Below are 26,531 nucleotides of genomic sequence, written 5' to 3'. Positions count from 1 at the left end.
AATTACATTATATATAAAACAGTATATTATTTAATAACTATATTTTTTTTACAATGAAATCGATTACAATTAAAGGATCAGAAAGAGAAAGCGTGGGCAAAGTGTCAACTAAAGCCTTACGTAATGCTGGAGCGGTTCCTTGCGTGTTATACGGAGGAAATCAGGCAGTACACTTCTCAGCAGACGCTGCAGCGTTCAAAAACTTGGTTTACACTCCAAACGCACACACAGTTGTGATTGAGCTTGGAAAAGGAAAATCATTCAATGCAATTTTACAAGATATTCAGGTTCACCCGGTATCTGACAAAATCTTACACATTGACTTCTTTCAATTATTTGATGACAAAGAAATCACTATGGAAGTTCCTGTAAAAGTTGTAGGTACATCTAAAGGTGTTCTTGCGGGTGGTGTTTTACGTTTAAACACTCGTAAATTAAAAGTTAAAGCTTTACCTAAAAATCTTCCTGATTTTGTTGAAGCTGACATTACTCCACTTGAAATGGGTAACAAATTATACGTTACTAAGGTTGGTGCTCCGGAATACAAAGTAATGCACCCGGAAAACACTGTTGTTGCTCAGGTAAGAATCTCTCGTGCTGCTATGAAAGCTGCTCAGGAAGCTGCAAAAGCTGCAAAAGCTCCTGCAAAAGGAAAGAAAAAATAATTTTTTTCAAATTCAATACAAAAGCATCAATCGAAAGATTGGTGCTTTTTTTTGTTTATAGAGGGACAAAGGATCAGAGATTCAAAGGGGCAAAGAAGGCAAGTCTGACAACACTATCAAATAAAAAAAACCGCGTCATCAGCGTGCCATTCTTAGCGATCTTGTCTTAAAACATTTTCTTGGCGCTCTTTGCGAAAAACCTTTTGCGTTCTTTGCGGTTAAATAACAATACAATTCAAATTATCTAATTGACACATTTTCTAATTACCAAATTAACCCTATTTTTGCAAGCATGATAAAATGGATAACAAAACTGTTTTCATCAACACAAAAAGAAGAGAACATAGATAATATGAAACCGGAGGTTCACGAACACCAAAAAAACAATATAAAAAACGTGAGTAAAAAATATTTAATCGCAGGACTGGGTAATATTGGTGCCGAATACGTAAATACACGCCATAATATAGGGTTTAAAGTCCTGGATTTTTTAGCGAAGAAAGAAGGGCTTTCATTTGAAACTGTAAAATTAGGCGCTGTGGCAGAATATAAATTTAAGGGGAGGACCTTTTTCTTGCTTAAGCCCAATACCTATATGAATTTAAGTGGTAAAGCTGTAAAATACTGGATGGATAAGGAAAACATTCCTTTAGAGAATATTCTGGTGATTACAGACGATTTAAACCTGTCTTTCGGAACCATCCGAATAAAACCAAAAGGCAGCGACGGAGGTCATAACGGACTAAAAAATATCAACTTGGTTTTAAACACACAAAATTACACCCGTTTTAGGTTTGGTATCAGTGATCAGTTCAAAAAAGGACAGCAAATAGATTACGTTTTGGGCGATTGGGATGAAGAAGAAAAGGCAAAATTACCCGAACGTTTAGAAGTGGCCTCAGAAATTATTAAATCTTTTGGAACAGCCGGTTTAGAAAATACCATGACTGCTTTTAACGGAAAATAAAGATTTACAGGTATTTAAGTCTTAAAAAATCAAATTATCAGTTAATTAAATAGAATAATAACGAAATACTATTTCCTATTCCAAAGTTAAATGTTTAAATTTGGGATAAATTATTATAAACCATAAAATCATAATATCATGGCTTTTGAATTACCACAATTACCTTATGCATATGATGCATTAGAACCACATATTGATGCACGTACAATGGAAATCCATTATACAAAGCACCACAATGCTTACACTACAAATCTTAACGCTGCAATTGCAGGAACAGATTTAGAAGGTAAGACAATCGAAAATATCTTAATTAACTTAGATAAATCAAATGCTGCAGTACGTAACAATGGAGGAGGTTTTTACAACCACAATTTATTCTGGACTGTAATGTCTCCGGACGGTGGCGGATTACCAACAGGTGATTTGTTAGCTGCAATTGAGGCTTCTTTTGGAACTTTTGATGAATTTAAAGCAAAATTTGCTAAAGCCGGAGCAACTCAATTTGGTTCAGGATGGGCTTGGTTAACAGTACAAAAAGGTGGTAAACTAGAAGTTGTAGGTACTCCAAATCAGGATAATCCATTAATGCCGGAAGTTGCTGGTAACGGTGGGACTCCAATCTTAGGAATGGATGTTTGGGAGCATGCTTACTACTTAAACTACCAAAACAGAAGGCCAGATTATATTGAAGCTTTCTTCAGTGTGATTAACTGGACAGAAGTAGCAAGAAGATTCGCTTTAGATAAATAGTCGATTCGAAGAGAACAGAAAATAGAAAAAAGACGGATGATCGAAAGATTATCCGTCTTTTTTTGTCTATACTTTTTTTGTCTCTATTGTATTCTCTTCTCTATATTCTTTGCTCTTTTTTCTTTATTCTATCCTCTATATTCTCTTCTCTAAAAAAAATAAAAAAGGTGGAATCTCTTCCACCTTTTTTGCCCCAAATCTACCATATACTTAACCTACTAATGTTATGGTTCAGTAAATGTATATCAGCTGTTCTTATATAAAAAACTTTTCAGACGAATGGTCAATATATCCGATTAAGTAAGGAAAAGATAGAATATGGATTGAGAGTAAAGAGGATAGAGTAAAGAGGATAGAGTAAAGAGGATAGAGTAAAGAGGAGAGAATATAGAGGAGAGAATGAAAATGAAAAAAATTAGAGAAACAGTCTTTTACTTATTTTAAGGATATGTTTTTTGTTTTATTCTATTTTCTATAATCTATTCTCTTTGCTCTAAAAAAAAAATAAAAAAGGCGGAATCTCTTCCACCTTTTTTGCCCCAAATCTACCATAAACTTAACCTACTAATGTTATGGTTTAGTAAAAGTATGGCAGCTATTTTTATTAAAAAAACTTTTCAGACGAATGGTCAATATATTCGACAAAAGGAATATAATTCTTTAAAATTGAAATACTTGAGTTTATTCCAATAAAAAAGGTGGAATTACTTCCACCCTTTTTGCCCCAAATCTACCATAAACTTAACCTACTAATGTTATGGTATTTCAAAAGTATTGTAGCTTTTCATTTTTACCAAACATATAGGACGAACGGCAAAAAAAACCGATGAAATGCACAAATTAACCTTTTGTTAGTATTTTATTAATACGCTCTGGCGTCTTTTCCTTCGTAAAAATTCATGAAAGCCCTGTTTACTACACGATTCCCTCCGGGAGTTGGATAATCTCCTGTAAAGTACCAGTCTCCAAGATTTTTAGGACAAGCAATATGCAAATCTTCTACTTTTTGGAAAATGATTTTTACTTCGGCATTGATTTCAGGTGAACTTAGCATTTCGGCAATTTTATCTGAAATCTCTTCAGGCGTAAACTGGTCGTAAATTGCTGTAACGTAATTTACTACATCACTATCTACATAGTTCTCCTGGGCTTTGCATTTTGCGTAAACTTCGTCTACTATATGGTATAGGTTTCTTTCTTTTAATAAAGCCAGTGCCGCTCTAAAAGCTACAAGGCCTTCTAGTTTTGCCATGTCAATTCCGTAACAATCAGGATAACGAATTTGTGGTGCCGATGAAACAATTACAATACGTTTAGGATTTAAACGATCCATCATTTTAATGATGCTCATTTTAAGTGTTGTACCACGAACGATACTGTCATCAATGATAACCAAATTATCGGTTGGTTTGATCACTCCGTAAGTTACATCGTAAACGTGAGCGACTAAATCGTCACGGCTGCTATCCTCAGTAATAAAGGTTCTAAGTTTAGCATCTTTAATCGCTACTTTTTCGGTACGGATTTTAACGGCCAATAATTCTTGTAGCGTTTCAGCTGTAAGGGTATTTCTGTTGGCTAAAATATAATTGTTTTTTCTTTGGTTCAGGAAATCCTGAGCTGCTTCAACTAAACCGTAAAATGAAGTTTCGGCTGTATTCGGGATATAAGAGAAAACAGTATTGTCTGTATCGCTGTCAATTGATTCAAGTACAGCAGGTAAAATTAATTTTCCTAAATTTTTACGTTCCTGATAAATTTCGGCATCACTTCCTCTTGAGAAATAGATTCTTTCAAATGAGCAGGCTTTCTTTACCGTTGGTTCCAAAATTTGTTGCATCGAAACTTTTCCGCTTTTCTTAATAATTAAAGCATTTCCCGGATCGATTTCCTGAACGCTTTCAAATGGAACGTTGAATACCGTTTGAATAACAGGTCTTTCAGAAGCTACAACAACAACTTCGTCATCCTGGTAAAAATAAGCCGGACGAATTCCTGCAGGATCTCTAAATACAAAGGCGTCTCCGTGTCCTAATAGTCCTGCCATGGCATAACCACCGTCAAGATTTTTAGCGGAGCGGGTAAGTATTTTTGCAATATCCAATCGTTCTGCAATTACGGGAGAAGCTTCTCTTTTGGAGTAGCCTTCTTGTTTGCAGTCCTGGTAAAGTTGCATTACTTCTTTGTCTAAGAAGTGACCAATTTTTTCCATAACTGTAACGGTATCCGCCATTTCTTTTGGATGTTGTCCAAGCTCTACTAAGTTTTCGAAAAGTTCTTTAACATTCGTCATGTTAAAGTTACCTGCCAAAATTAGATTGCGGTGCATCCAGTTACTCTGACGTAAAAACGGGTGTACGCTTTCAATACTGTTTTTTCCAAAAGTTCCGTAACGAACGTGCCCTAAAAACAATTCGCCCACGTACGGAATTTCTGCTTTGATTTTGTTTATGTCGTCTGCAATTTCAGGTTTTGCAGTTAATTCTTCATTGATACGGTCATTGATCTGTTTGAAGACATCCTGTATTGGTTGAGAATGATTAGAACGAACTCTGCTGATGTAACGTTGTCCCGGCTCAACATCTAATTTGATGCTTGCAAATCCGGCACCATCCTGACCACGGTTGTGTTGCTTCTCCATCATAAGATACATTTTTTGTATCCCGTAAAAAGCAGTTCCGTATTTTTCTTTGTAATATTCAAGCGGTTTAAGAAGTCTAACTAAGGCTATACCACATTCGTGTTTTAAAGCGTCGCTCATTGTTTTTTGTATTTGTGTTGTTGTAAGTTGTGTGTATTAACGTAATAAAAAAGCCCCGTGTTATCGAGGCTTTCGGGCATTATATTTCTATGTCGAACTGTGTTAACGACTTAAACTGTTGTAATCGAATTGCTACTTCGGCCTTGCTTAAGGTTTCCATCCTTTCGGTTCCAAATTTCTCTACACAAAATGAAGCTAAATTTGATCCGTAGATAATCGCATTTTTCATATTGCCAAACGAAATGTTTTCACTTTGTGCAATGAATCCTGAAAAACCACCTGCAAAAGTGTCTCCTGCTCCTGTTGGATCAAAAACATCTTCTAATGGTAAAGCCGGTGCAAAGAATACTTCTCTGTTATGGAATAAAAGTGCGCCGTGTTCTCCTTTTTTGATCACCACGTATTTTGGTCCCAATTCCTGGATTTTGTTGGCTGCTTTTACTAATGAATATTCACCTGAAAGTTGTCTTGCTTCTTCGTCATTGATTGTAATAACGTCTACACGTTTAATTACATCTAATAATTCAGGTAAAGCACAATCCATCCAAAAGTTCATAGTGTCTAAAACTACTAATTTTGGTTTTTTCTCCATTTGATCTAAAACACTGCTTTGTACTAAAGGATGTAAGTTTCCTAACATCACAACATCAGCATCTTTGTAGTTTTGAGGAACTTTTGGTTGAAAATCAGCCAAAACGTTTAATTCCGTTACAAGAGTGTCTCTTGAATTTAGATCGTTGTGGTATAAACCGCTCCAGAAAAAGGTTTTACCGCCTTTTACAATTTCGATACCGGAGATATCAATATTTTTTGAAGTCAAAAGATCTAAATGTTCTTGAGGAAAATCGTCACCAACTACAGAAACAATGGCCGATTGTAAGTTAAAAAATGATGCCGATAAACCAATATACGTTGCAGCACCACCTAATATTTTATCTGTTTTTCCGAAAGGAGTTTCAATCGCGTCGAAAGCAACCGTTCCAACAATCAATAATTTATTCATTTTATGAATTTCGAATTAGGGTGCAAAGATACTTCATAAGTTACAATATTGCAACGGTTTAGGTTCTCAAAATTTTCATAAAAAAAGAATATCGTTTTCGGGGCTAAAACTATTGTAAATGAGTGAATTAAATTTGATTCCTCTGAGTGCTTAAAATATGTTTTTTCGATTTAAAATACAATATTTATTTTCGAAAAATGAGTTGAAGATTTTAGTTAGATTTGTTGAAATGTCAGATTTCATTCATGGATAAAATTATAACCTTATTGCTGTTGCTTTGTTTTTTGATTTCCTGTGAAAGAAAAGAGCCCAGTTTTTCTGAAGAAATGATTGAGAAGTTGGCTGATCGAGGAGAAGTTAAAAATGGAATTGTTAGATTACCACCTCCACCAGTATCGTTTACGGATTTATATTTTGGTGTAAATAGTGATGAAATTATTTTGATAAATGGCGATGAGTTATTTTTCTTTTATAAAGAGGATTATTCTAAAAGATTCAAATCTTTCAAAGAGTTTTTAAATGCAGTTTTAAATGATGGTTTTGTTTTGGATAAAAAACTATTTAAAAATCCAACATATCCAAAAAGGTTTACATTAAATCAAAAAATAGAAAAAGAATATTCAGATTTAGGATTTGATAAATTTCTAAAAAAATACTCAAAACCATCACAAAGAAAAAATGAAATTGAACTCAATAAATCAAATCTAAAAACTAACGAATATCTCACAATAGTATATTTGCTATTTATAAACAGATATGATGTAAGCGAAGATTGTTATCTTGGAATTGACTATATTATAAAAAGAGAAGATTCTTTTAAATAATTCTACAACTCATACTTCTTGTCAAAATAATTTTTCAAAACCCCAATCTGAATTAAAACCATAAAAGGAACGACTAATAAAGCATAAAGTAGATTTTTAGAAAAATGAATTCCTGAAAACAGGTCAGAAGCTTTGTCTAAATATACTTGAGCTGTTTCAGAATTAGAAATATCATTATTTGAATACACAGAATAAAGGGTTAAAGCAATTACACTTATACCAATAAATATCCAGGTTGTTTTAGAGATTAAAGGTTTGTAAGTTTTTATTTTGCTTTTTTCGGCCACTAAAACCTGAGACATTATTTTTGAGGTAAAGTCAAATGATGGTGATTCCAAAGTAGTTTCGGCCATCATTTTATCAATTAGATTTTCTATATTTTTATCGCTCTCTTTCATAACATTCTATTATTTCTGGTTCTAATTGCTTTTTCAAAATTACGGCTAATTTTTGTCGGCTTCTAAATAATTTTACCTTAACATTATTAGCATTAATATTCATGATCTTTCCAATTTCTTCTAAATTCTGATCTTCAAAATAAAATAAAGTTAGCAAGAAATTCTCTTCTCTTGGTAATAAATTCAAACAATTTTGAATCGTTTGCTTTCGTTCTTTATCTTCTAAAGCACTTAAGGCATTGTCCATTGTTTTAATTAAATGTGCCGAAAATTCATCTATTGAAATATTGTTGTCTTCTTTTTTGTTTTTTTTCAAACGATCTAAACATGTATTGTAAGCTACTTTATAAATCCAGGTCGAAAATTTAGAATCGCCTTTAAACTTACTTAAAGAATTATACGCTTTGATAAAAGTATCTTGTGCGACCTCTTCGGCTTCTTCTCTGTTCTTAATCATTTTAAGGGCCAATGAAAAGATCATATCCTTATAACGATCGACCAGCACGGCAAAAGCATTGGTCTCACCCTGCAGGATTTTATCGATATAATATTGATCGCTTATTGTACTCATATTGGGTAAGACGACACGTTCTGTGTTTAGGTTACAAGAATTTTAAAATAAATAAATAAATTTCAATTTTTTTAAATTGCTTCGCCTGTTCGCTAGCGCTCGAGTCCAAATTCCAATTTTAAAGTTGGCCTGCGCATTTTTGTCATTTCGGGGAACGAGAAATCGCACTAGAAATTCCGCAAAGCAAATCGCTAATATTGAACGCGGATGACGCAGATTCGCTTCGCGAAAACACGGATTAAAACGGATTTTTTATCATAGAAATCGAGATCACAAGATTATGTTACTATACATAAAGATTTATGGTTTCATTAAAAACAATTTTAAACTCAAAATTAACTGATATTCAGTAAGTTTTGGAGTTTGGAGCTTAGAAATTGAAATTTTTTAGTGAAAGTTGTAACCTCAATTCAAAAACTGTCGTCATATGGGGTATCAATCAATTATAAAAACATAAAAATTATGGGAGCACAAATTTTAGTACCAATCAGTCTTTTCTTAATGATCTTCGGAATCGTCTATCTTATTTATTCAACAAGAAACAGAGAGCGTTTGGCGCTTATAGAAAAAGGGGTCGATGCCAGTATCTTTTTAAAAGGAAAAACAAATGGAGTTCCGGTTTGGAAAATCTTTATTCTGAATACCGCTTTTCTTTTAATCGGAATTGGACTTGGATTTTTTATCGCTTTATTTCTTTCGACTTACACACAAATGAATTCAGATGTAATTTATCCGGCAACGATCATTACCATGTCAGGGGTGGGTTTGCTTGTGGGGTTTCACAGAGCAAAAGATTTAGATAAAGAGTAAGTAAAACGTTTAAGTTAGTATCTTCAATAACGATTATAAGGCGCCGGAAACAATTGTTTTCGACGCCTTTTGTGTTATGATTTTGAACCGATGGTTTCATAGTAAACATCTACGGAAAGGTTTTTTTGCATAGAGGCCATAACAGCCAGTTCATCGCAGCGTTCGTTTTGCGGGTGGTTGTTGTGTCCTTTAATCCATTTAAAGTCCACCTGGTGTTTGCGGTAAACAATTAAAAAACGTTTCCAGAGATCGGGGTTTTTTTTGCCGGTATAGTTTTTTTTCTCCCAGCCAAAAACCCATTTTTTTACCACAGAATCAATTACGTATTTAGAATCTGAAACAACCAAAACTTTCATGTTGGGGTTTTTTAATTTTTCCAGACCCACAATTACCGCTAAAAGCTCCATTCTATTATTGGTAGTAAGCCGAAAACCTTCGTAAAATTCTTTTTTATGTGGTGTTCCAACCAGTTCCATCACTACGCCATAACCTCCGTTTCCGGGATTTCCTTTTGCAGCGCCATCAGTATATATATGTACTTCGTGATTCATTTTTTTTAGACTTCTTAGATTTTAGGATTTTAGATTTCTTAGATTTTGGATGTTCGGCTTTTTTGAATTCATTAAAGGCTATATTTAATAGTCTGACGATCTTAGAAGTCTAACCATCTAACGGATCTATTCTTCTAATAATCTTGAAATAATTTCCGGAAAATACTTTTGCTCCAGTTCGTGAATTTTTTCGGCTACTGTTTCAGGGGTGTCATCATCTGTGAGGGCTACATTTTTCTGAAAAATAATCGCTCCTTCGTCATAATTTTCATTAACATAATGAATAGAGATTCCGGTTTCTTTTTCCTTATTGTTTACTATAGCACGGTGTATGTGCATGCCGTACATTCCTTTACCGCCATAATTAGGTAAAAGGGCCGGGTGAATATTAATGATTTTGTGTGGATATTGTTCAATTATATTTTCCGGAAATTGCAATAAGAAACCTGCCAGAACTATCATATCCGGGGCGATTTCCTGTATTTTTTGTAAAACATTTCGTTCTAAAAGTTCGTTTTTTGAGAAGATTTCGACCGGAATCTGATGATTTTTTGCTCTTTCGATGACTTTTGCCGAAGCATTATTCGTAAAAACCGAAACGACTTTGGCAATTTTGCTTTTTGCAAAATATTTTATTATATTTTCAGCATTACTTCCTGATCCTGAGGCAAAAACGATAATTTTTTTCATAATGAAACTTATTTTGAGAATGCAAAAAACGGAATAAAAATCGAAAATAAATAGTATTAAAAGGGCTTTCTTGAAATTAATTTTATAAATTAGTGTTACATTTATAAACTAAATAGTTGTTTTAAAATAAAGTTTTTTATTTTTGCCAACAAATTAAATTCTAAAATTAAAGATTATGTCAGACATTGCATCAAGAGTAAAAGCGATTATCGTAGACAAATTAGGTGTTGACGAAAACGAAGTTGTAACAGAAGCAAGCTTCACTAATGATTTGGGAGCTGACTCATTAGACACTGTTGAGCTTATTATGGAATTCGAAAAAGAATTTGATATTCAAATTCCAGACGATCAAGCAGAAAACATTGCTACTGTTGGTCAAGCTATTTCTTATATCGAGGAAGCTAAAAAATAATAATACCACACCCGATTTCTAAAAACCCCAATTTTTGAAATTCTAAATTCCAAAATTGGAATTTGATTTTTGAGCTTTGTAATTTTTAAGAGTCGGGTGTTATTATTTTTTTTAAAATTTAAATTTCGATTGGTTTTCAATCAAAAAGATATATTTATATTGTAATACCCATGGCTCTTAAGTAAACAATACAGTTAAGAAAGCGTGGGTTTTATTTGTTTAAAGTACAAAACACATATTTATGACGTTAAAGCGAGTTGTTGTAACAGGATTAGGTGCTCTTACTCCGATAGGGAATAATATCCAGGATTACTGGGAAGCACTTGTGAATGGGGTTAGCGGAGCTGCTCCTATCACGTATTATGATACAGAGAAGCATAAAACGAAATTTGCCTGTGAAGTAAAAAACTTCAATATTGAAGATTACATGGATCGCAAGGAATCTCGTAGATTAGATAAATTCGCTCAATACGCTGTTGCTGCAAGTGATGAAGCTATTAAGGATGCCGGACTTACTGATGATAATATCGACAAAACAAGAGTAGGTGTTATCTGGGGAGCAGGAATTGGTGGTTTAGAAACTTTTCAGGAAGAAGTTATTTATTATGCTAAAGGAGATGGAACTCCAAAATTCAATCCGTTTTTTATTCCTAAAATGATTGCCGATATTGCACCTGCGCACATTTCTATGCGTAATGGCTATATGGGGCCTAATTATACTACTGTTTCTGCATGTGCATCTTCTGCAAATGCTTTAATTGATGCTTTCAACTACATTCGTTTAGGAATGTGTGATGTTATTGTATCAGGAGGATCAGAAGCTGCCATTACTATTGCAGGTATGGGAGGTTTTAACTCGATGCACGCTTTATCTACAAGAAACGAAAGTCCGGAAACGGCTTCAAGACCTTTTGATGCAACCAGAGATGGTTTCGTTTTAGGAGAAGGAGCAGGAGCTTTGGTTCTGGAAGAATACGAACATGCTAAGGCCAGGGGCGCAAAAATTTATTGCGAAATTGGCGGAGGCGGAATGTCATCTGATGCCTACCATCTAACTGCACCACATCCGGAAGGAATTGGAGTTATTGCAGTAATGAAAAATACATTAAGAGATGCCGGAATGAACCCTGAAGATGTTGATCATATCAATACTCACGGAACTTCTACTCCGTTAGGAGATGTAGCCGAATTAAAAGCAATTAGTGCTGTTTTTGGCGAACATGCAAAAAATATTAATATCAACTCTACCAAATCAATGACAGGACACTTACTTGGTGCTGCCGGAGCTATTGAAGCAATTGCTTCTATTTTAGCGATGCAACACGGTATCGTTCCTCCAACAATTAACCATACTGTGGTTGACGAAAACATTGATCCGTCATTGAACCTTACTTTAAACAAACCTCAAAAAAGAGAAGTAAATGTTGCTATGAGCAACACATTTGGTTTTGGTGGACACAATGCTTGTGTATTGTTTAAAAAATTAGTTGACTAATTTCTGTATATGAATATTATCAAAAAAATATTTTCTAAATCCCGTTCTCTAGAAGACGGGATTTTTTTTGACACTATTCAGAAAATAGTTGGTTTTTCACCGGCTACGATCGATTATTATAAGAAAGCATTTACACACAGATCTTCGAATAAATTAGACGAATCAGGACACCCGATCAATTACGAAAGATTGGAGTTTTTAGGGGATGCGATGTTAAGTGCTGTTATTGCCGCACATTTGTTTAATAAAGCGCCAAATGGCGACGAAGGTTATTTGACCAAAATGCGTTCGAAAATTGTAAGCCGTGAACATTTGAATGAATTAGGTAAAGATTTAAATTTAGTTCGCTTTGTAGAAAGTAAAGTGCCTATTCAGCATTTTGGAGAAAATATTCATGGTAATATTTTTGAGTCCTTAATAGGAGCTATTTATTTGGATAAAGGGTATGCATTTTGCGAAAAGTTTATTCAAAAAAGAGTCATTACCCCTTACGTTGATATTGCAAGGCTCGAAGGAAAAGTAATTAGTTACAAGAGCTTGGTTATCGAATGGTGTCAGAAAGAAAAGAGAATCTTTCATTATGATATTTTTGAAGATAACGGTATCGACGGCCAACGTTTGTTTGGTGTTAAATTAAGTATAGACGATAAAGTAATCGCAAGAGCGCGGGCAACTTCAAAAAAGAAAGCAGAAGAGAAAGCATCACAAAGAGCTTATTTTGCATTTCAGGAGAAAATAGACAAGAAATAGCTACAAAATAGCGGTAACTATCTTAAAGCTATAACGTTTTCGTTTATAAATTAACAAAAACAAGCACATCTTAACTATAGATGCTCCGTTAGAAATAGTATATTTACAACTTGATTTTTCATGACATGGCTATTCATAGATTGGATTTAGACGAATTTGACGAAATTGATTATTATTTAATGGCAATTCATACTTCATTAGAAGATTATAGATTGGCTTATTTTATCAATAAAAACCTTCCGATAAACTTAAGTAAGAGCAAAAACGAGATCCATGCTCAAACTAAAGAAGGCGAGGCAAATTTTTCGAGATTTTATTATTATGATGCCGAAAAAGCAGTTTCATGGAATTTAATTCAGAATAAAAATGAGATCATTTCAGCGAGTAAAAATGATTCTCAAGATTTGTTTTCCAATGAGACAAGTGAGGTTTCAACAACAATTCATTTACTTCCTGAATTCAAAAAAGTAGATTTTTTCCTGAAAATAGAGAATAGCGAAGAGGCTGTCGATTTTTCAGAAATTCAACAACAATTAAATACAATCGAAAGTATTGCGGCTATTTATGCCGTAGATACAGATAAAATAAAATCAAAAAACAATCTAATTTTTTAAAAACAATGTTAACAAACAAGAAAACCAAAATTGTCGCTACACTTGGTCCTGCATGTGGTACGAGAGAGATTATCAAAGATATGATCGATGCAGGGGTTAATGTGTTTAGGGTTAATTTTTCGCATGCTGATTACGAAGGAGTAAAAGAAAAGATTAATATTATTAGAGGACTTAACGAAGAGTTTGGTTACACTACAGCAATTCTTGGAGATTTGCAGGGACCAAAACTTAGAGTTGGGGTAATGGAAGAAGGAACCGTAGTAAACGATGGTGATGTTATCACTTTTACGACTGCAGAAGATATTGTGGGAACAGCTCAAAAAGTGTTCATGAAATATCAGAATTTTCCAAATGATGTTAATCCTGGAGAGCGTATTTTGCTTGACGATGGTAAATTGATTTTTGAAATTCTGACAACAGATAAAAAAACAGAAGTTACGGCTGTAGTAATTCAGGGTGGAGAATTAAAATCTAAAAAAGGGGTTAATCTTCCAAACACTAAAATTTCTTTACCGGCTTTAACTGAAAAAGATATTGCAGATGCTATTTTTGCTATTGAGCAAAAAGTAGACTGGATTGCACTTTCATTTGTAAAAACACCTCGTGATTTACAAGATTTGCAGGAATTAATTGCGAAGCATTCAGAATATAAAATTCCAATTGTTGCTAAAATTGAAATGCCGGAAGCTCTTGAGAACATGGATAAAATTATAGCTTATTGTGATGCTTTAATGGTAGCCCGTGGAGATTTAGGAGTTGAACTTCCTGCTCATGAAGTACCATTGGTTCAAAAAGACCTGATCCGTAGAGCTAAAACTGCGAGAATACCTGTTATCGTTGCCACACAAATGATGGAAACTATGATTACAAGTTTAACGCCAACAAGAGCAGAAGTAAACGACGTTGCCAACTCTGTAATGGATGGAGCTGATGCTGTAATGCTATCCGGAGAAACTGCTACAGGAAACTATCCGGTACAGGTAATCCAGAAAATGACCCAGATTTGTGAGGCTGTTGAAGATTCTCCGCTTATTCAGGTTCCACAAAACACACCACAAATTAAAACAAAACGTTTTGTTACTAAAACAGTTTGTCACCAGGCAGCTTTATTAGCAAATGAAATCAAAGCTAAAGCCATTTGTACTTTAACAAACAGTGGCTATACAGCTTTTCAAATTTCAGCGTGGAGACCATCGGCACATATTTTAGTATTTACTTCAAACAAAAGAATCTTAACACAATTGAATTTATTATGGGGAGTAAAATCATACTTCTATGATAAAGACGAAAGTACAGATGATACTGTAACTGATGTAAATGAAATCGCAGTTCAAAAAGGGTATGCTGTAAAAGGAGATTATTTAATCAATCTTGCTGCAATGCCAATTAAAGATAAAGGAATGGTAAACACTATGAGAGTTTCTGAAATAGAATAATTCCCTGCTTCCTTATTTATATAAAAACCATCAAATTTTTTGATGGTTTTTTTTTGTTTAATTAATTCCTTTTTCTCTTACTATACGTCAATAGAGAGCCCTGACAGAACCTTTTTTTATTATTCTTTTTTTTAACAGGAAAAATATAAAATAATTGTTAAAAAATTGTAGTCTTAAAGCTTCATCTGTGTATATTTGTTCCGCAGAAACACTTTTTTTAGCTTTTTTCTTGCATTATTTTTCAAACTATTGATTTTCAGTCTGATAGTATTAATCAATGTTAGCTGTATAATTAACTACACAAAGTTACAGAATCAACATTATGTTAGATAAATACATACATCTAATAGTAAAACAGTACTAATTTGATGTTGCAAGTTATAAAATGAAACAAGCTCTCGCCTTTAAATTGCTATTAGTCAGTTTTTTATTGGTTAATTTTGAGAATCATAAAAAAAAGTTAAGAAAATTTTGTCGCAAATACCCTGGGCGATAATTTCAAAAAGTTAATACCACTAAAATTAAAAACTATCAATACCACTTTTAATTAGTAGTGTTTTTCCTGTATTTTAAATTGATAAGAATTATTAACAAATTTTATTACCATGAAACAAAGTAGACTTAAAAATGGATTTAGAAATTCGATAATGCTATTTGCATTAGCTTGTTTTTCAATAACTGAAATACACGCGCAGGATACAAAAAAGCCCAATGTGTTAATTATTTGGGGAGATGATATTGGTATAAGTAATATTAGCGCTTATAGTAATGGTCTAATGGGATATCAAACACCTAATATTGATCGTATTGCTAATGAAGGGATAAAATTTCTTCATTATTACGGAGAACAAAGCTGTACCGCGGGACGTGCTGCTTTATTAACTGGTCAGCAAGGTATTCGTACGGGTTTGACTAAAGTAGGCTTTCCTGGTGCTCCAATGGGTATGAATCAGTTAGATCCTTCGATTGGCGGAATCATGAAAAATTTAGGTTATGCTACAGGGCAATTTGGTAAAAACCACGTAGGAGATCGAAACGAGAATTTGCCAACAGTAAATGGATTTGATGAATATTTTGGAAGTTTATATCACTTGAATGCTTCAGAAGAACCGGAATTGGCAGATTATCCTAAAGATCCTGCTTTCTTTAATAAATTCGGGCCTCGCGGTGTTTTAAAATGTACAGCAACAAGTACAGATGATGCAACAGTAGATCCTCGTTTTGGAAAAATAGGGAAACAAAGAATAGAAGATACAGGGCCTCTTACTAAAAAGAGAATGGAAACTATAGATGATGAAACATCTGCTGCAGCTATTGATTATATCAAAAGACAAAATGCTGCCGGAAAACCATTTTTTGTATGGTACAATGCTACCCGTATGCACTTGCGTACCCACGTAAGACCTGAACACAGAGGGAAATACACACATGGTGACAGTGAATATATCGACGGTATGATCGAGCACGATATGACTGTTGGGGAACTTTTAAAAGCATTAGACGATTTAGGAATTGCTAATAATACGATCGTAGTCTATTCTTCGGATAATGGACCTCACATGAACAGCTGGCCTGATGCGGCAATGACACCATTCCGTTCTGAGAAAGACACCAACTGGGAAGGAGCTTTTCGCGTACCATGTGTTGTTCGCTGGCCGGGACATATTAAACCGGGACAAATTAGTGATCAATTAATGGCGCACAATGACTGGATGCCAACTTTGGCTGCTATTGCCGGAGAACCAGATTTGACAAAAAAATTACTAACAGGGTACAAAGCCAATGGTATTACTTATAAAGTACACTTAGATGGCTATGATCAGTCAGCATATTTAGAAGGAAAAAGCCCAAAAAGTGCAAGAAATAAATTTTTCTACTCTGATGATGATGGATTACTGGTAGCGATGAGAAAAGGAGATTATAAATCCGTTTTTGCTGAACAACGTTCTCCTGGAACTTTAGAGGTCTGGGCAGAGCCTTTTACCAAATTACGTTTGCAAAAAATGTATAATTTGTACCAGGATCCATACGAAAGAGCCGATATCACGTCTAATACGTATTGGGACTGGATTTTAAATCACGTTTACTATGGCTATGATTTTATTGCTGAAGTAGCAGAATTTGCCGGAACGTTTAAAGAATATCCTCCAAGAGCCATACCGCCAAGTTTCTCTCCGGCTACTATTATGGAAGAAACATTGGATGCCATTAAACTACAAGGTCAGTTGAAAGGATCTCAGGCAGCTCCAAAGAAAAAATAAAAATATCATTAGGAAATAAAATAGCTTGAGTTACCTCATAACTCAAGCTATTCCATAACTTGAAAAATCAATATCATGTATAGAAAAATATATATATTGCCCCTATTTTTATTGTTACTGGTTTCATTTCATAAAGCTGATAGCGCTACAACAGTACCTCCTTCAAACCCTGTAAATTTTACAAAAAACTCAGATCCGCTGCCAAGCTGGAATGAGAGTGCTTTAAAAAAAGAAATTATTGCTTATGTAACCAAAGTAACCAAAAAAGGAAGTCCGGATTTTATTCCAATAGAAGACAGAATCGCCACTTTTGATAATGATGGAACACTTTGGGCTGAAAAACCCTATGTTCAGGAATTATTTGCTTTTTACAGAGTAAAGAAAATGGTCGAAGCAAAACCCGAATTAGCACAAAAACAACCTTTCAAAGCCGTTGTCGAAAAAGATAAAACGTATTTTGAAACAGGAGGTGAGAAAGCACTGATCGATTTAGTGGCTGCAACCCATACCGGCATGACCGAAGATGAGTTTGAAGCGGCAGCAAAAGAATTTTTTACAGGAGCCAAATATCCGGGAAAAAATGTTCCGTTAAAACAAATTAGATATCAGCCGCAATTAGAGTTGTTGGACTATCTGCGTGCAAACGGATTTAAAACTTTTATTGTAACCGGAGGAACCGTAGAATTAGTTCGTTCAATATCACAGGATTTTTATGGTATTCCAAAAGATCAGGTAGTAGGAACTTCTTTCAAATACAAATTTGATGATGCAACAAACAGCATTCAAAGAGAACCAGCTTTGGATCTTTTAAATGATAAAGAAGGAAAACCTGTTGGCATACAATTGCATATTGGACAACGTCCTGTTTTTGCTTGTGGAAACGAAGGCGGAGCAGGTGATCTGGCCATGTTGAGATACTCATCAGGAAGCAAGTACCCTTCATTTCAAATGATAGTCAACCACAATGATGAAGCCAGAGAATACAGTTATCAGGAAAAAGATAATCTATCCTTAAATACTGCAGCTAAGTATAAGTATCATGTAATCAGTATAAAAGATGACTGGAAGAAAATATTTCCGGATAAATAATTTGAATTAGTGAGAAGTAAAAATGAAACAACTTTTACAAGTTGGAATTTGTTTCGTTTTTAATTTTTTCAGCATGATTAATAAATCTCTTAAAGTACATGATTATGAAATCTACAATAGCACAGAATAGCGTTAAATTATTTTTTAGTATAACTTTTTTACTCTTAAGCTTTGTTCTGTTTGCACAGGAAGAACCGGCAAAAGCGGGAGCAAGTGCACAGGAACTGGCAGACAAATTAGCAAATCCTGTGGCGAGTTTAATTAGTGTTCCGTTACAAAACAATCTTAATTATGGTATTGGTCCTTATAACGGATCAAAATATACAATAAACATACAACCTGTAGTTCCTTTTAAATTAAGTGATAATTTAAATTTAATTACCCGTTACATTCTTCCTGTAGTAGATCAACGTGATATTACGGGAGAAAACACCCATCAATTTGGTTTAAGTGACGCGACCGTAACCGCTTTTTTTGCTCCTAAAACAAAGGGAATTATTTTTGGATTCGGACCTGCATTTTTGATACCAACTGCTACTGATAAATTTTTAGGAACAGAAAAATTTGGTGTAGGACCAAGTGTATTGGTTATGCATCAGGGAAAAGGACTTTCTGTGGGTTTTTTAGCCAATCAAATTTGGTCTGTGGCAGGAAATGAAGACCGTGCCGATTTTAATAGCTTTTACACACAAATTTTCCTTTCACACAGTTACAAAAGCGGGGCAAGTTTAGGTGTCAATGCAGAGATTACCCAAAACTGGGAAGCCAATACAACAATGATTTCCCTAAATCCATCAATAGGTGCGGTTACTAAATTAGGTGATCAGGTGGTTCAGTTTGCCGTTATGCCATTAATTCCAATTGTAGGCCCGCATGAAAGCAGACCTGATTGGGGATTAAGAGCCGTAGTGGCTTTTGTATTTCCGGGTTCGTAAAAAAGTTTCCATTTAAAAAATCACTTCCATGAAAAAATCACTTCTTATACTAGTTGCGGTAGCCCTGTTTATTAGTTGCAAAAAAGAAACAGCAACTAAAGATACCACAACTGCAGCTTCAGAAACAACTGCAGCTCCCGCAGATCAGGATATTGTCGATGCCTATATTTATTTATATGCGAGATATCTCGTAATCCAACAGGAGAATCATGATATCAATGTAGAAAAAGCAGGGTATAATAAAATCAAATACAATCCGCTTGGGTCAGCACAGTTTGTGAATCCAAATCTTGATGTTGCTTATCTGGAAGCCTGGATTGCTGTTGATAAAGATCATGCCGTAATTCTGAATGTTCCTAAAATCGAAGGGCGTTATTATACGGCACAATTATTAGACGGTTGGGGAGAAGTAATTGTAAATATCAACGAACGTAATTTTCCTAAGACCCCTTACGGAAAATTTGCTTTGGTATTAAAAGGATCTAATCCAACGATTCCCGCAGGAGCAGTAAAAATCGAATTGCCATCAGAAAAAGTAAAAATGCTGGCAAGAGTAGAGTTGAAAGGAACTCCGGCTATTGCACAAAAACTTCAAAAGCAATTTACATTTGACGTTCCTGACGGAATCAAAGTCGCGCCGCCAATTACTATTCCTGATTTTAGTCCTAAAAAACCAATTGGTGCTGAAATATTTGACAAGGCAGATGAAGTAATCGCATCTTATCCCGATGTAATGCCAAAATCAAAAGAATATCAGGCAAAAGTTGCTGCTGTTGAAGCGTATCGCAAAAAAGAGGATAAAGCTAAAACACATGTCGATGAAATTATAAAAACCAAAGCAATCCCTACCTTCTTATCTGGTGCAAAAGGTTTTGGAACCCAAAAAGGCGGATGGTCAGTATCGTATGCTGCAGGTAATTTTGGTGATGATATATTGGCTCGTGATATTATCAATTATGGAGGGCTATGGGCTAACCGGATAGAAGAAGCCATTTATTTCGTTGGACTTATGGATACCAATAAGCAATTATTAAGTGGCGATAAAGTCTATGAAATCAAGTTTCCTAAAGAGGCACTTCCGGATTCAGAAGTCAATGCATTTTGGTCTGTGACCTTATACAGCGTTCCGGATTACAGAGTAGTAGATAATAAATTAAAAAGATACAATCTGAACAATGTTTCTGGTTTAAAGAAAAATCCTGACGGATCATTGAGTATCTGGCTCGCTTCGTCATTGCCTAAAGGAGCAATAGAAAGCAACTGGTTACCCACTCCTGCAGGAAAAGGTTTTGCGTTAACTTTCAGGATGTATGTTTCGAAAAAACCGGTTCTTGACGGACAATGGTTTCCGGCTCCTATTGAAGAAAAGAAATAGTTAATTATAACTTCCAAAAACAAATTCCATGAAAAAGAAATCGCTTATTTTTTTAGCTGCTTCATTTTTAATTTTAGCTGTTGGATGCGAAAAAAAGACAACAATAAATGAAACGACTGCATCAGCTTCTTCATCCGGAACTGAAATAAAAATGGATGGCGAATTGCCTTCAAAAGAATCTATTAAGGAAGTGAAATAATTAGGTTGCCTAATAATAATTCAGAATAGTTATTGAAGTAATTGTAAAAATTGATCTACTTGTAATAAATGAAGAGTGCCAATATTTCTACAACGCTGTTTACCTTAATTGTATTTGCGCTTTTTGGCGTGAAAACAAACGCTCAAAAAATGGCGCAAAATGTTGCTGCCTGGGTGGGGTACGAAATGTATTTGCCTTTTAAAGAAGACGGAAGATGGGGATTATTACTGGAAGGATATTCAAAAGGAAATGATTTTGTATCAGAACTTCAGGGTTCTTTTTACAGGGCCGGAGCCAATTATTATCTTAAAAACGGAAACCGATTAGGGGCGGGTGTTGCCTACCAATGGGATTTGCCTTATGATGAAGTTTCATTGCCTTACAACAACCCGGATTACAGGATATACGAGCAATTTATCTGGCGTATTGTTAAGAAAGAAGGAAATGAAGTCTGGTCACAACGTTTTAGGATGGAACAACGCTGGTTAGGACGAAAAGATGATCCTGCTAGTACAAGTGATCATTTTGATTATTACAAATTCGAAAATACGTTTCGATATCAGGTTCGGTATCAATTGTGGTTTAAACAGAGATGGGCTGCCGTTGTGTATGATGAGGTTCATATAAGAACCAATGCGGCAAGTGGTAATGAAAATTATCTGGATCAAAACCGGTTGTATTTGGGAACGGCATACAGTCTGGACAAACGCAGGGAAATTAGAATGGAACTGGGATATATGAATCAGATCTTTTGGAAATCTCCTGATACCGAAAGTGGTCTTAGCCGAATGAACCATACGATCAGAGTTACACTCACGACAGATTTGCCTTTTAAAAGAAAAGAAAATTAAGAAGCTATGACTGACGAATTTAAAGAAAGCGAAAACAGATTTGACCCTGCGGCATCAAAAGCAAAACGTTTTGATAAAGGTGCTGCTGTCAGAAAAATGACGCCCCGCTCAGTTCATCAGGAATGGAACCCTAAAGAAGACCGCGAAGATCCGGTTGAAATTCTAATTAAAACCAGTATTGGAAGAATAGAGAGTTTATTACCCATTCGATATAGCCGAATGATGGAATCACCATTTGCATTTTTTAGAGGGGCTGCTGCAATTATGGCCGCTGATCTGGCACAAACGCCCAATACGGGAATTGATCTTCAGCTGTGCGGCGATTGTCATTTAATGAATTTTGGAGGATTTGCAACACCCGAACGTCAGCTGGTTTTTGATATTAATGATTTTGATGAAACATTTCCAGGACCGTGGGAATGGGATTTAAAAAGGCTGGCGGCAAGTTTTGTCATTGCCGGAAGATGGAGAAATTTCTCTAATAAAACCTGTAAAGAATTTGCCTGGAATGTGGCCGACAGTTATAAAAGACATATGTTGGAATACAGTAAATTATCGGCACTTCAAATTTGGTATGCGCAGATCGATTTGGCAGAACTTATTGAAAGAGGGGAAGATGAAGACATAAGAGCATTTCAGCAAAAGCGAATTAAAAAGGCAGCAGAATATACAGCACATGAAAAAGAATTTGCAAAGATGACATATCAGGAAGGTTCCCGTGCCCGGATAAAAGATAATCCCCCTTTAATCTATCATCCAACAGGCGAGCAGGGAAAACGAATTTTACTCGAAGCTGAAACCATACATCACAGATATCTAGCGACATTGTCTGATGATAAAAAAGTGCTTTTAAGCAGATATACTTTGCACGATCTGGCCATAAAGGTTGTAGGGGTAGGAAGTGTAGGAACACTTTGCGGCATTAGTTTATTAATGTCGGCAACGGGCGAACCTATTTTTTTACAGTTTAAAGAAGCCAGAAAAAGTGTGCTGGAGGATAATGTAAAAGTTAAAAGTAAATATACACATCAGGGCGAACGAATTGTTAGGGGGCAAAGGCTTATGCAATCGGCTTCGGATATGTTTTTAGGATGGACAAACGACGACAATAACAAGTTTTTTTACATCCGTCAGTTGCGTGATGCCAAGGTAAAACCGGTACTTGAAATCATGAAAGCTAAAAACATGAACGATTACGCAAAAGCCTGCGGATGGGCACTTGCAAGAGCACACGCCCGTACGGGAGATCCTTCGGTTTTATCCGGTTATATAGGAAAAAGTAATGAATTTGCCAATGCAATTTCGAAATTTTCCGTTGCCTATGCCAATCAAAATGATCTGGATTATAATAGAATGTTACAAGCAATAAAAGAGGGAAGATTGCCAATTTCGACAGAAGTCTAACCTTTCATTAATTAATAAAATAAAGTATATGGGTAAAAAGTTTTTGTTTTTGATGGGCTTTGTGATGTTAGCAATCACAACAAACGGCCAAACACAGCGTATAGATTCTACGGCTGTTTTTCTCTTACATCGAACTGGCGAAACTTTACAGGATATAAAATCCTGCAGTTTTACAGCGATTACAACGTATGATGTCCCCAATGAAACTTTAGGACTTATTAAACATTCCATAAACGATAAAGTGGCGATAAAGTTTCCGGATAAAATGAAAGTTACTTCATCAGGAGATAAAGGAAATCGCGGTTTGTGGTATAATGGCAAAAGCCTGAACTACTATTCTTTCGACAATAATACGTATGGTTCTACAAGTGCTCCGGGGTCTGTTATTGAAACCATTGATGAAACTAGTAAAAAATTCGGGATTGAATTTCCCGGAGCTGATTTTTTCTATCCTACCTTTTTACAGGATTTACTATCAGAACAGGGAAACTTGATTTTTCTTGGAAAAACGATAGTCGACGGACGTGAATGTTTTCATATTGCAGGAAGTGATAAAACAAAAAGTTTTCAGTTCTGGATCGGGAGTGATGATTTGTTCCTGCCCGTAAAATTGGTGATCATTTATACTTCTGATAAAGATTATCCCCAATACGAAGCACTTTATAAAGACTGGACTATAAATACAGATTATCCGGATTCAATGTTTGAATTTACGACGCCTCCAAAAGCTACAAAAGTAAAGTTAGCGCCTAGAGAAAACACTAAATAATCCTATAAACTCCATAGTTATGAAATCATATCAACCCAAAAATAAAATCTCACTCATAATTATCGCATTTTTTGCCTTGTTAATTATGATTCCGGAAGACGCAACAGCACAGCGTTTTGGTCATTTTGCACCACCAAGGCCAATGCCACGCCCAATGCCTATGCCATCGCCAAGACCTATGCCGGCGCCGCGACCAATTCCGCCTGCACCTCGACCAATTCCGCCAAGGCCACTGCCGCCACCACCGCATCCGTACCCACATCCGTATCCATATCCCAGACCGTTGCCACCGCCATTTCATCCTTATCCGGTACCGTTTCCTTATGCATATCATCCTTTTGTACCTTATTATTGGGGCCCAACCTGGTATCCAATCGGATTTTTTGCCGCAACATTAACCACGGCAGCTATTGTTATATCAGTAGAAAATACGAATTATAATTATGATGACGGCGTGTATTATGTAAAAGAATCTAACGGTTACAAAGTAGTACCGGCACCACTTGGAGCAACAATTTCAGAATTGCCAAAAGGATATGTAACGATAAACGTTTCCGGTACAGTGTATTATTACTATGGCGGAACCTATTACGCAAAAGATACCAGTAAGTATAAAGTAGTAAATGCACCGGTTGGGGCTGTTGTGGCACATCTTCCCGAAGGAGCTGAAGAAAAAACCATTGATGGTCAAAAGTATTTGATTTATAACAATGTGTATTACCAGCCTATTTCAAAAGACGGACAAGACAGTTATGTTGTTGTACAGGGAAAATAGAAACTCAAAAACATTCCGGACAGTGTCTGTTAAGCTTATACATGGTCCGGAACAAATAAGTAAGAATTTTACCAATAGCGTTATGTTAATTAAATAAAATCGCTTATCTTTGAGTTTTAGGTAAAGCATTGGTTAGTAGTTGTTTGAGTGTATTTAAATAACTATTTAACATGATTTCCCGTATATTCAGGATTTAAGCACGATTTTAAGAATTTCAAGTTAAACTAATTGAATCATTAATTTAAATACCTCAAGATGAATATTAAAAGAAAGAATCTTCGTATAATCCCAATGTTGTTTTTGGGTTTAATTTACAGTTGTTCTCCTACCGTAAAAGTTACAACTGATTATGATCATGCTGCTAATTTTAGCGAATACAAAACTTTTGCATTTTACGATTTAAAAGCTCAGGAGGGTCAGATCAATCAATTGAATGCGGACCGTATTACAAAAGCAATCCGTGCCGAACTGATCAACAAAGGTTTTACAGAAACGACCAGCAATCCGGATTTAAAAGTAAACGCAGTAACCATCCTGAAAAACAAAACATCGGTATCAGCCAATACAGATTTTTATGGTTATGGCGGAATGTACCGTCCATACGGATATTGGGGGGGTGGTGCCATGATGGGGGGCGCTAATACTACATTTAACTCTTACGATTATGTTGATGGCTCACTGATCATTGATATTGTCTCTTCAAAAACCCAGAAACTAATCTGGCAGGGAATTGGAAATGCTCAAATCGACAGCAAACCAGACAATCCGGAAGAATTTGTGGGTAATTCGATCAAAAAAATCCTGGCAGGTTTTCCTCCCGGATCAGCAAAAAAATAGCTTAGAATAGTGTTATACAGTTCTGCTTATCTGCTGCAGATAAGCAGAACTGTATAACAAAAAGTGAAAAAACCTTCTTTTAAATTTATTTTGAAAGGAAAAAGGATACGTACAAAATAAACTCAAGACTCATGATTGGTATAGTACTCTCGCTTTTCTTTTTTATAGCAACAATAGTAGGCTTTGCAACATCTTTTATGGTGCTTTTTTCCAAAAAAAATTATTCAAAAAGTTTTTTTCTGGGACTCTTCCTCTTTAGCCTTGCGGTAGTCAGCATTTATAATTTTTACTTATCAGCAAATGGTTTTAAAGATTTTCCTGATTTATTTATGATCACAAAATCATTTATCTTTTTAGTAGCCCCTTCAGCCTTTTTATATGTAAGAAGTATTTTGTTTTCAGACAAAATTTTTAGAAAATACGACTGGCTTCATTTTTTACCTTTTCTGATTTACTTTGGTCTGACGCTATTTGTCTGGATAGGAAATTTTATCGATTTACAGATTATTAAAAATCTTTCTTCCAAAATAAAGAGCCCTTTTTCGATGTTGAGCCTGAGTGTCTGGTTATTCTATGCTTTTTGTCAGACCATGATGATTTTGAATTATGATTTAAAAAAAATAAAAAAAGATCACTTTGAGAGTATAAAGATATTAAGCTGGATCAGGGTCTATAATTTGATGATATTGTTTTTGTTTTCAACCCTTTTTGTGCATTATTTTTTAATTACAAGAGTAGATAAAATTGATTTCTCCTGTTATATTTTAATATCATCGGTTTTGATTTTTACAGTAAGCTGGCTCTATTTTAAACCGCAAATTTTTTATGATTCAAACGAGAGTATAGCCAATAACGATCAGGAACCCATATTAGCAGGAACAACAGAAAACAAACCCCCATTACCGCTTGTAAAAGAATTGACCCCCGAGAAAAAAGAACTTTATCTCACACAACTAGAGGGCATTTTTGAAGAAAAAAAACTCTTTTTAAAGAAAGATCTCGTGATTCGTGATATAGCTGACGAAACCGGGATATCGGTACATCATATTTCAAATTTAATCAATTCAGAATTTAGTCTTCATTTTCAGGATTACGTAAATCTAAAAAGGATAGAATATTTTAAAGAAAAAATAAACGAGCCCGAGTGGAAAGATTTATCCTTAGAAGGCATGGCCTGGGGTTCCGGTTTTAAATCCAGGACGACTTGTTTTAGGGCTTTTATAAAACATACCGGAAAATCGCCTTCGGAATATTTTAAAGTAATCAGGATAAGTCCGGAAAAAACAAATACCTATTATTTAAAACAAACTTCCAACTAAGAAAGCTTATAAAAAGTAGT

At 35.0% G+C, this 26,531-nt stretch carries 27 protein-coding genes; 21 read left to right on the top strand and 6 right to left on the bottom strand.

The window, feature by feature from the left end:
* The first annotated feature begins 53 nt into the window (after nt 1-53).
* The 3 genes from ACHRWY_RS09620 (at nt 54) to ACHRWY_RS09610 (ending at nt 2,382) form a co-directional block, all read left to right on the top strand.
* The gene (locus ACHRWY_RS09620) at nt 54-665 is read left to right on the top strand and encodes a 50S ribosomal protein L25/general stress protein Ctc (protein WP_310294269.1); all 612 of its coding nucleotides are present in this window, start codon (nt 54-56) and stop codon (nt 663-665) included.
* Between the two features lie 292 nt (nt 666-957).
* Nucleotides 958-1,632: an aminoacyl-tRNA hydrolase gene (pth, locus tag ACHRWY_RS09615; RefSeq protein WP_395354132.1), complete on the top strand. Its 675-nt coding sequence runs from the start codon at nt 958-960 to the stop codon at nt 1,630-1,632.
* A 138-nt stretch (nt 1,633-1,770) separates the two neighbouring features.
* The gene (locus tag ACHRWY_RS09610; RefSeq protein ID WP_395354130.1) at nt 1,771-2,382 is read left to right on the top strand and encodes a superoxide dismutase; all 612 of its coding nucleotides are present in this window, start codon (nt 1,771-1,773) and stop codon (nt 2,380-2,382) included.
* A gap of 862 nt (nt 2,383-3,244) precedes the next feature.
* Here ACHRWY_RS09610 and ACHRWY_RS09605 read toward each other — a convergent pair.
* Nucleotides 3,245-5,143, bottom strand: coding sequence for an amidophosphoribosyltransferase (locus ACHRWY_RS09605; protein ID WP_395354129.1), 1,899 nt, complete (start codon nt 5,141-5,143; stop codon nt 3,245-3,247).
* Nucleotides 5,144-5,222: 79 nt separating this feature from the next.
* Nucleotides 5,223-6,146 carry a PfkB family carbohydrate kinase gene (locus ACHRWY_RS09600; protein ID WP_294788874.1) on the bottom strand — a complete coding sequence of 308 codons (924 nt, stop codon included), beginning with the start codon at nt 6,144-6,146 and terminating at the stop codon, nt 5,223-5,225.
* Between the two features lie 245 nt (nt 6,147-6,391).
* Here ACHRWY_RS09600 and ACHRWY_RS09595 point away from each other — a divergent pair, with 245 nt between their 5' ends.
* Nucleotides 6,392-6,970, top strand: coding sequence for a hypothetical protein (locus ACHRWY_RS09595; RefSeq protein ID WP_395354127.1), 579 nt, complete (start codon nt 6,392-6,394; stop codon nt 6,968-6,970).
* A 2-nt stretch (nt 6,971-6,972) separates the two neighbouring features.
* Here the strand turns inward: ACHRWY_RS09595 and ACHRWY_RS09590 are convergent, their stop codons facing one another.
* Both ACHRWY_RS09590 and ACHRWY_RS09585 read right to left on the bottom strand, forming a co-directional pair.
* The gene (locus tag ACHRWY_RS09590) at nt 6,973-7,368 is read right to left on the bottom strand and encodes a hypothetical protein (RefSeq protein ID WP_395354125.1); all 396 of its coding nucleotides are present in this window, start codon (nt 7,366-7,368) and stop codon (nt 6,973-6,975) included.
* A complete protein-coding gene (locus ACHRWY_RS09585; protein WP_395354123.1) occupies nt 7,352-7,939 on the bottom strand; it encodes an RNA polymerase sigma factor in 588 nt (195 codons plus the stop codon). The genes ACHRWY_RS09590 and ACHRWY_RS09585 overlap by 17 nt, the downstream gene beginning before the upstream one ends.
* Nucleotides 7,940-8,401: 462 nt before the next feature.
* Here ACHRWY_RS09585 and ACHRWY_RS09580 point away from each other — a divergent pair, with 462 nt between their 5' ends.
* A complete protein-coding gene (locus ACHRWY_RS09580; RefSeq protein WP_395354122.1) occupies nt 8,402-8,749 on the top strand; it encodes a DUF6249 domain-containing protein in 348 nt (115 codons plus the stop codon).
* A gap of 74 nt (nt 8,750-8,823) precedes the next feature.
* On the opposite strand, the gene rnhA is transcribed toward ACHRWY_RS09580, so the two are convergent.
* Nucleotides 8,824-9,300, bottom strand: a complete 477-nt coding sequence (rnhA, locus tag ACHRWY_RS09575; protein WP_395354120.1) for a ribonuclease HI — start codon at nt 9,298-9,300, stop codon at nt 8,824-8,826.
* Between the two features lie 126 nt (nt 9,301-9,426).
* Nucleotides 9,427-9,990: a phosphoribosylglycinamide formyltransferase gene (gene purN, locus ACHRWY_RS09570; RefSeq protein WP_395354118.1), complete on the bottom strand. Its 564-nt coding sequence runs from the start codon at nt 9,988-9,990 to the stop codon at nt 9,427-9,429.
* A gap of 175 nt (nt 9,991-10,165) precedes the next feature.
* Here purN and ACHRWY_RS09565 point away from each other — a divergent pair, with 175 nt between their 5' ends.
* The 16 genes from ACHRWY_RS09565 (at nt 10,166) to ACHRWY_RS09490 (ending at nt 26,511) form a co-directional block, all read left to right on the top strand.
* On the top strand, nt 10,166-10,402 hold the full coding sequence (locus ACHRWY_RS09565) for an acyl carrier protein (RefSeq protein WP_007137004.1): 237 nt from the start codon (nt 10,166-10,168) through the stop codon (nt 10,400-10,402).
* A gap of 241 nt (nt 10,403-10,643) precedes the next feature.
* Entirely contained in the window at nt 10,644-11,897 is a 1,254-nt protein-coding gene (gene fabF / locus ACHRWY_RS09560) for a beta-ketoacyl-ACP synthase II (RefSeq protein WP_395354116.1), read from the top strand.
* 9 nt (nt 11,898-11,906) lie between these two features.
* Nucleotides 11,907-12,647 (top strand): ribonuclease III, encoded by a 741-nt coding sequence (gene rnc / locus ACHRWY_RS09555; protein WP_395354114.1) that lies wholly within the window; start codon nt 11,907-11,909, stop codon nt 12,645-12,647.
* A 125-nt stretch (nt 12,648-12,772) separates the two neighbouring features.
* Nucleotides 12,773-13,261: an IPExxxVDY family protein gene (locus tag ACHRWY_RS09550; RefSeq protein ID WP_395354113.1), complete on the top strand. Its 489-nt coding sequence runs from the start codon at nt 12,773-12,775 to the stop codon at nt 13,259-13,261.
* Between the two features lie 5 nt (nt 13,262-13,266).
* Nucleotides 13,267-14,697: a pyruvate kinase gene (gene pyk / locus ACHRWY_RS09545; protein ID WP_395354111.1), complete on the top strand. Its 1,431-nt coding sequence runs from the start codon at nt 13,267-13,269 to the stop codon at nt 14,695-14,697.
* Nucleotides 14,698-15,302: 605 nt separating this feature from the next.
* Nucleotides 15,303-16,958: an arylsulfatase gene (locus ACHRWY_RS09540; protein WP_395354109.1), complete on the top strand. Its 1,656-nt coding sequence runs from the start codon at nt 15,303-15,305 to the stop codon at nt 16,956-16,958.
* Between the two features lie 75 nt (nt 16,959-17,033).
* Nucleotides 17,034-18,047, top strand: a complete 1,014-nt coding sequence (locus tag ACHRWY_RS09535) for an HAD family hydrolase (protein WP_395354108.1) — start codon at nt 17,034-17,036, stop codon at nt 18,045-18,047.
* A gap of 104 nt (nt 18,048-18,151) precedes the next feature.
* On the top strand, nt 18,152-18,982 hold the full coding sequence (locus ACHRWY_RS09530) for a hypothetical protein (RefSeq protein ID WP_395354107.1): 831 nt from the start codon (nt 18,152-18,154) through the stop codon (nt 18,980-18,982).
* Between the two features lie 28 nt (nt 18,983-19,010).
* Entirely contained in the window at nt 19,011-20,357 is a 1,347-nt protein-coding gene (locus ACHRWY_RS09525) for a DUF1214 domain-containing protein (RefSeq protein WP_395354105.1), read from the top strand.
* Between the two features lie 28 nt (nt 20,358-20,385).
* Nucleotides 20,386-20,556, top strand: coding sequence for a hypothetical protein (locus ACHRWY_RS09520; RefSeq protein ID WP_395354104.1), 171 nt, complete (start codon nt 20,386-20,388; stop codon nt 20,554-20,556).
* 68 nt (nt 20,557-20,624) lie between these two features.
* Nucleotides 20,625-21,407 carry a DUF2490 domain-containing protein gene (locus ACHRWY_RS09515; RefSeq protein ID WP_395354102.1) on the top strand — a complete coding sequence of 261 codons (783 nt, stop codon included), beginning with the start codon at nt 20,625-20,627 and terminating at the stop codon, nt 21,405-21,407.
* 6 nt (nt 21,408-21,413) lie between these two features.
* Nucleotides 21,414-22,811 carry a DUF2252 domain-containing protein gene (locus ACHRWY_RS09510; protein ID WP_395354100.1) on the top strand — a complete coding sequence of 466 codons (1,398 nt, stop codon included), beginning with the start codon at nt 21,414-21,416 and terminating at the stop codon, nt 22,809-22,811.
* A 28-nt stretch (nt 22,812-22,839) separates the two neighbouring features.
* Nucleotides 22,840-23,580, top strand: coding sequence for a DUF2092 domain-containing protein (locus tag ACHRWY_RS09505; protein ID WP_395354098.1), 741 nt, complete (start codon nt 22,840-22,842; stop codon nt 23,578-23,580).
* 19 nt (nt 23,581-23,599) lie between these two features.
* The gene (locus tag ACHRWY_RS09500; RefSeq protein ID WP_395354097.1) at nt 23,600-24,355 is read left to right on the top strand and encodes a DUF6515 family protein; all 756 of its coding nucleotides are present in this window, start codon (nt 23,600-23,602) and stop codon (nt 24,353-24,355) included.
* Between the two features lie 255 nt (nt 24,356-24,610).
* Nucleotides 24,611-25,192: a DUF4136 domain-containing protein gene (locus tag ACHRWY_RS09495; protein WP_395354095.1), complete on the top strand. Its 582-nt coding sequence runs from the start codon at nt 24,611-24,613 to the stop codon at nt 25,190-25,192.
* Nucleotides 25,193-25,323: 131 nt separating this feature from the next.
* Nucleotides 25,324-26,511 (top strand): helix-turn-helix domain-containing protein, encoded by a 1,188-nt coding sequence (locus ACHRWY_RS09490; protein ID WP_395354094.1) that lies wholly within the window; start codon nt 25,324-25,326, stop codon nt 26,509-26,511.
* Nucleotides 26,512-26,531: the final 20 nt, after the last annotated feature.

This window comes from Flavobacterium sp. FlaQc-48 (assembly GCF_044007335.1).
Classification (GTDB): domain Bacteria; phylum Bacteroidota; class Bacteroidia; order Flavobacteriales; family Flavobacteriaceae; genus Flavobacterium.
Note: the sequence above shows the minus strand (reverse complement) of the source record. Positions and strands in the feature narration are given on the sequence as shown.

Bases quoted from the DNA above. Each gene is read 5' to 3' on its own strand.
- rnc (WP_395354114.1), top strand. From the start codon at position 11,907: ATGAATATTATCAAAAAAATATTTTCTAAATCCCGTTCTCTAGAAGAC.
- ACHRWY_RS09520 (WP_395354104.1), top strand. From the start codon at position 20,386: ATGAAAAAGAAATCGCTTATTTTTTTAGCTGCTTCATTTTTAATTTTA.
- ACHRWY_RS09550 (WP_395354113.1), top strand. From the start codon at position 12,773: ATGGCTATTCATAGATTGGATTTAGACGAATTTGACGAAATTGATTAT.
- ACHRWY_RS09595 (WP_395354127.1), top strand. From the start codon at position 6,392: ATGGATAAAATTATAACCTTATTGCTGTTGCTTTGTTTTTTGATTTCC.
- pyk (WP_395354111.1), top strand. From the start codon at position 13,267: ATGTTAACAAACAAGAAAACCAAAATTGTCGCTACACTTGGTCCTGCA.
- ACHRWY_RS09605 (WP_395354129.1), bottom strand. From the start codon at position 5,143: ATGAGCGACGCTTTAAAACACGAATGTGGTATAGCCTTAGTTAGACTT.
- ACHRWY_RS09565 (WP_007137004.1), top strand. From the start codon at position 10,166: ATGTCAGACATTGCATCAAGAGTAAAAGCGATTATCGTAGACAAATTA.
- ACHRWY_RS09530 (WP_395354107.1), top strand. From the start codon at position 18,152: ATGAAATCTACAATAGCACAGAATAGCGTTAAATTATTTTTTAGTATA.
- ACHRWY_RS09535 (WP_395354108.1), top strand. From the start codon at position 17,034: ATGTATAGAAAAATATATATATTGCCCCTATTTTTATTGTTACTGGTT.
- ACHRWY_RS09610 (WP_395354130.1), top strand. From the start codon at position 1,771: ATGGCTTTTGAATTACCACAATTACCTTATGCATATGATGCATTAGAA.
- ACHRWY_RS09490 (WP_395354094.1), top strand. From the start codon at position 25,324: ATGATTGGTATAGTACTCTCGCTTTTCTTTTTTATAGCAACAATAGTA.
- ACHRWY_RS09590 (WP_395354125.1), bottom strand. From the start codon at position 7,368: ATGAAAGAGAGCGATAAAAATATAGAAAATCTAATTGATAAAATGATG.
- ACHRWY_RS09495 (WP_395354095.1), top strand. From the start codon at position 24,611: ATGAATATTAAAAGAAAGAATCTTCGTATAATCCCAATGTTGTTTTTG.
- purN (WP_395354118.1), bottom strand. From the start codon at position 9,990: ATGAAAAAAATTATCGTTTTTGCCTCAGGATCAGGAAGTAATGCTGAA.
- ACHRWY_RS09510 (WP_395354100.1), top strand. From the start codon at position 21,414: ATGACTGACGAATTTAAAGAAAGCGAAAACAGATTTGACCCTGCGGCA.
- ACHRWY_RS09515 (WP_395354102.1), top strand. From the start codon at position 20,625: ATGAAGAGTGCCAATATTTCTACAACGCTGTTTACCTTAATTGTATTT.
- fabF (WP_395354116.1), top strand. From the start codon at position 10,644: ATGACGTTAAAGCGAGTTGTTGTAACAGGATTAGGTGCTCTTACTCCG.
- pth (WP_395354132.1), top strand. From the start codon at position 958: ATGATAAAATGGATAACAAAACTGTTTTCATCAACACAAAAAGAAGAG.
- ACHRWY_RS09580 (WP_395354122.1), top strand. From the start codon at position 8,402: ATGGGAGCACAAATTTTAGTACCAATCAGTCTTTTCTTAATGATCTTC.
- ACHRWY_RS09600 (WP_294788874.1), bottom strand. From the start codon at position 6,146: ATGAATAAATTATTGATTGTTGGAACGGTTGCTTTCGACGCGATTGAA.
- ACHRWY_RS09525 (WP_395354105.1), top strand. From the start codon at position 19,011: ATGAAAAAATCACTTCTTATACTAGTTGCGGTAGCCCTGTTTATTAGT.
- ACHRWY_RS09505 (WP_395354098.1), top strand. From the start codon at position 22,840: ATGGGTAAAAAGTTTTTGTTTTTGATGGGCTTTGTGATGTTAGCAATC.
- ACHRWY_RS09620 (WP_310294269.1), top strand. From the start codon at position 54: ATGAAATCGATTACAATTAAAGGATCAGAAAGAGAAAGCGTGGGCAAA.
- ACHRWY_RS09500 (WP_395354097.1), top strand. From the start codon at position 23,600: ATGAAATCATATCAACCCAAAAATAAAATCTCACTCATAATTATCGCA.
- ACHRWY_RS09585 (WP_395354123.1), bottom strand. From the start codon at position 7,939: ATGAGTACAATAAGCGATCAATATTATATCGATAAAATCCTGCAGGGT.
- rnhA (WP_395354120.1), bottom strand. From the start codon at position 9,300: ATGAATCACGAAGTACATATATATACTGATGGCGCTGCAAAAGGAAAT.
- ACHRWY_RS09540 (WP_395354109.1), top strand. From the start codon at position 15,303: ATGAAACAAAGTAGACTTAAAAATGGATTTAGAAATTCGATAATGCTA.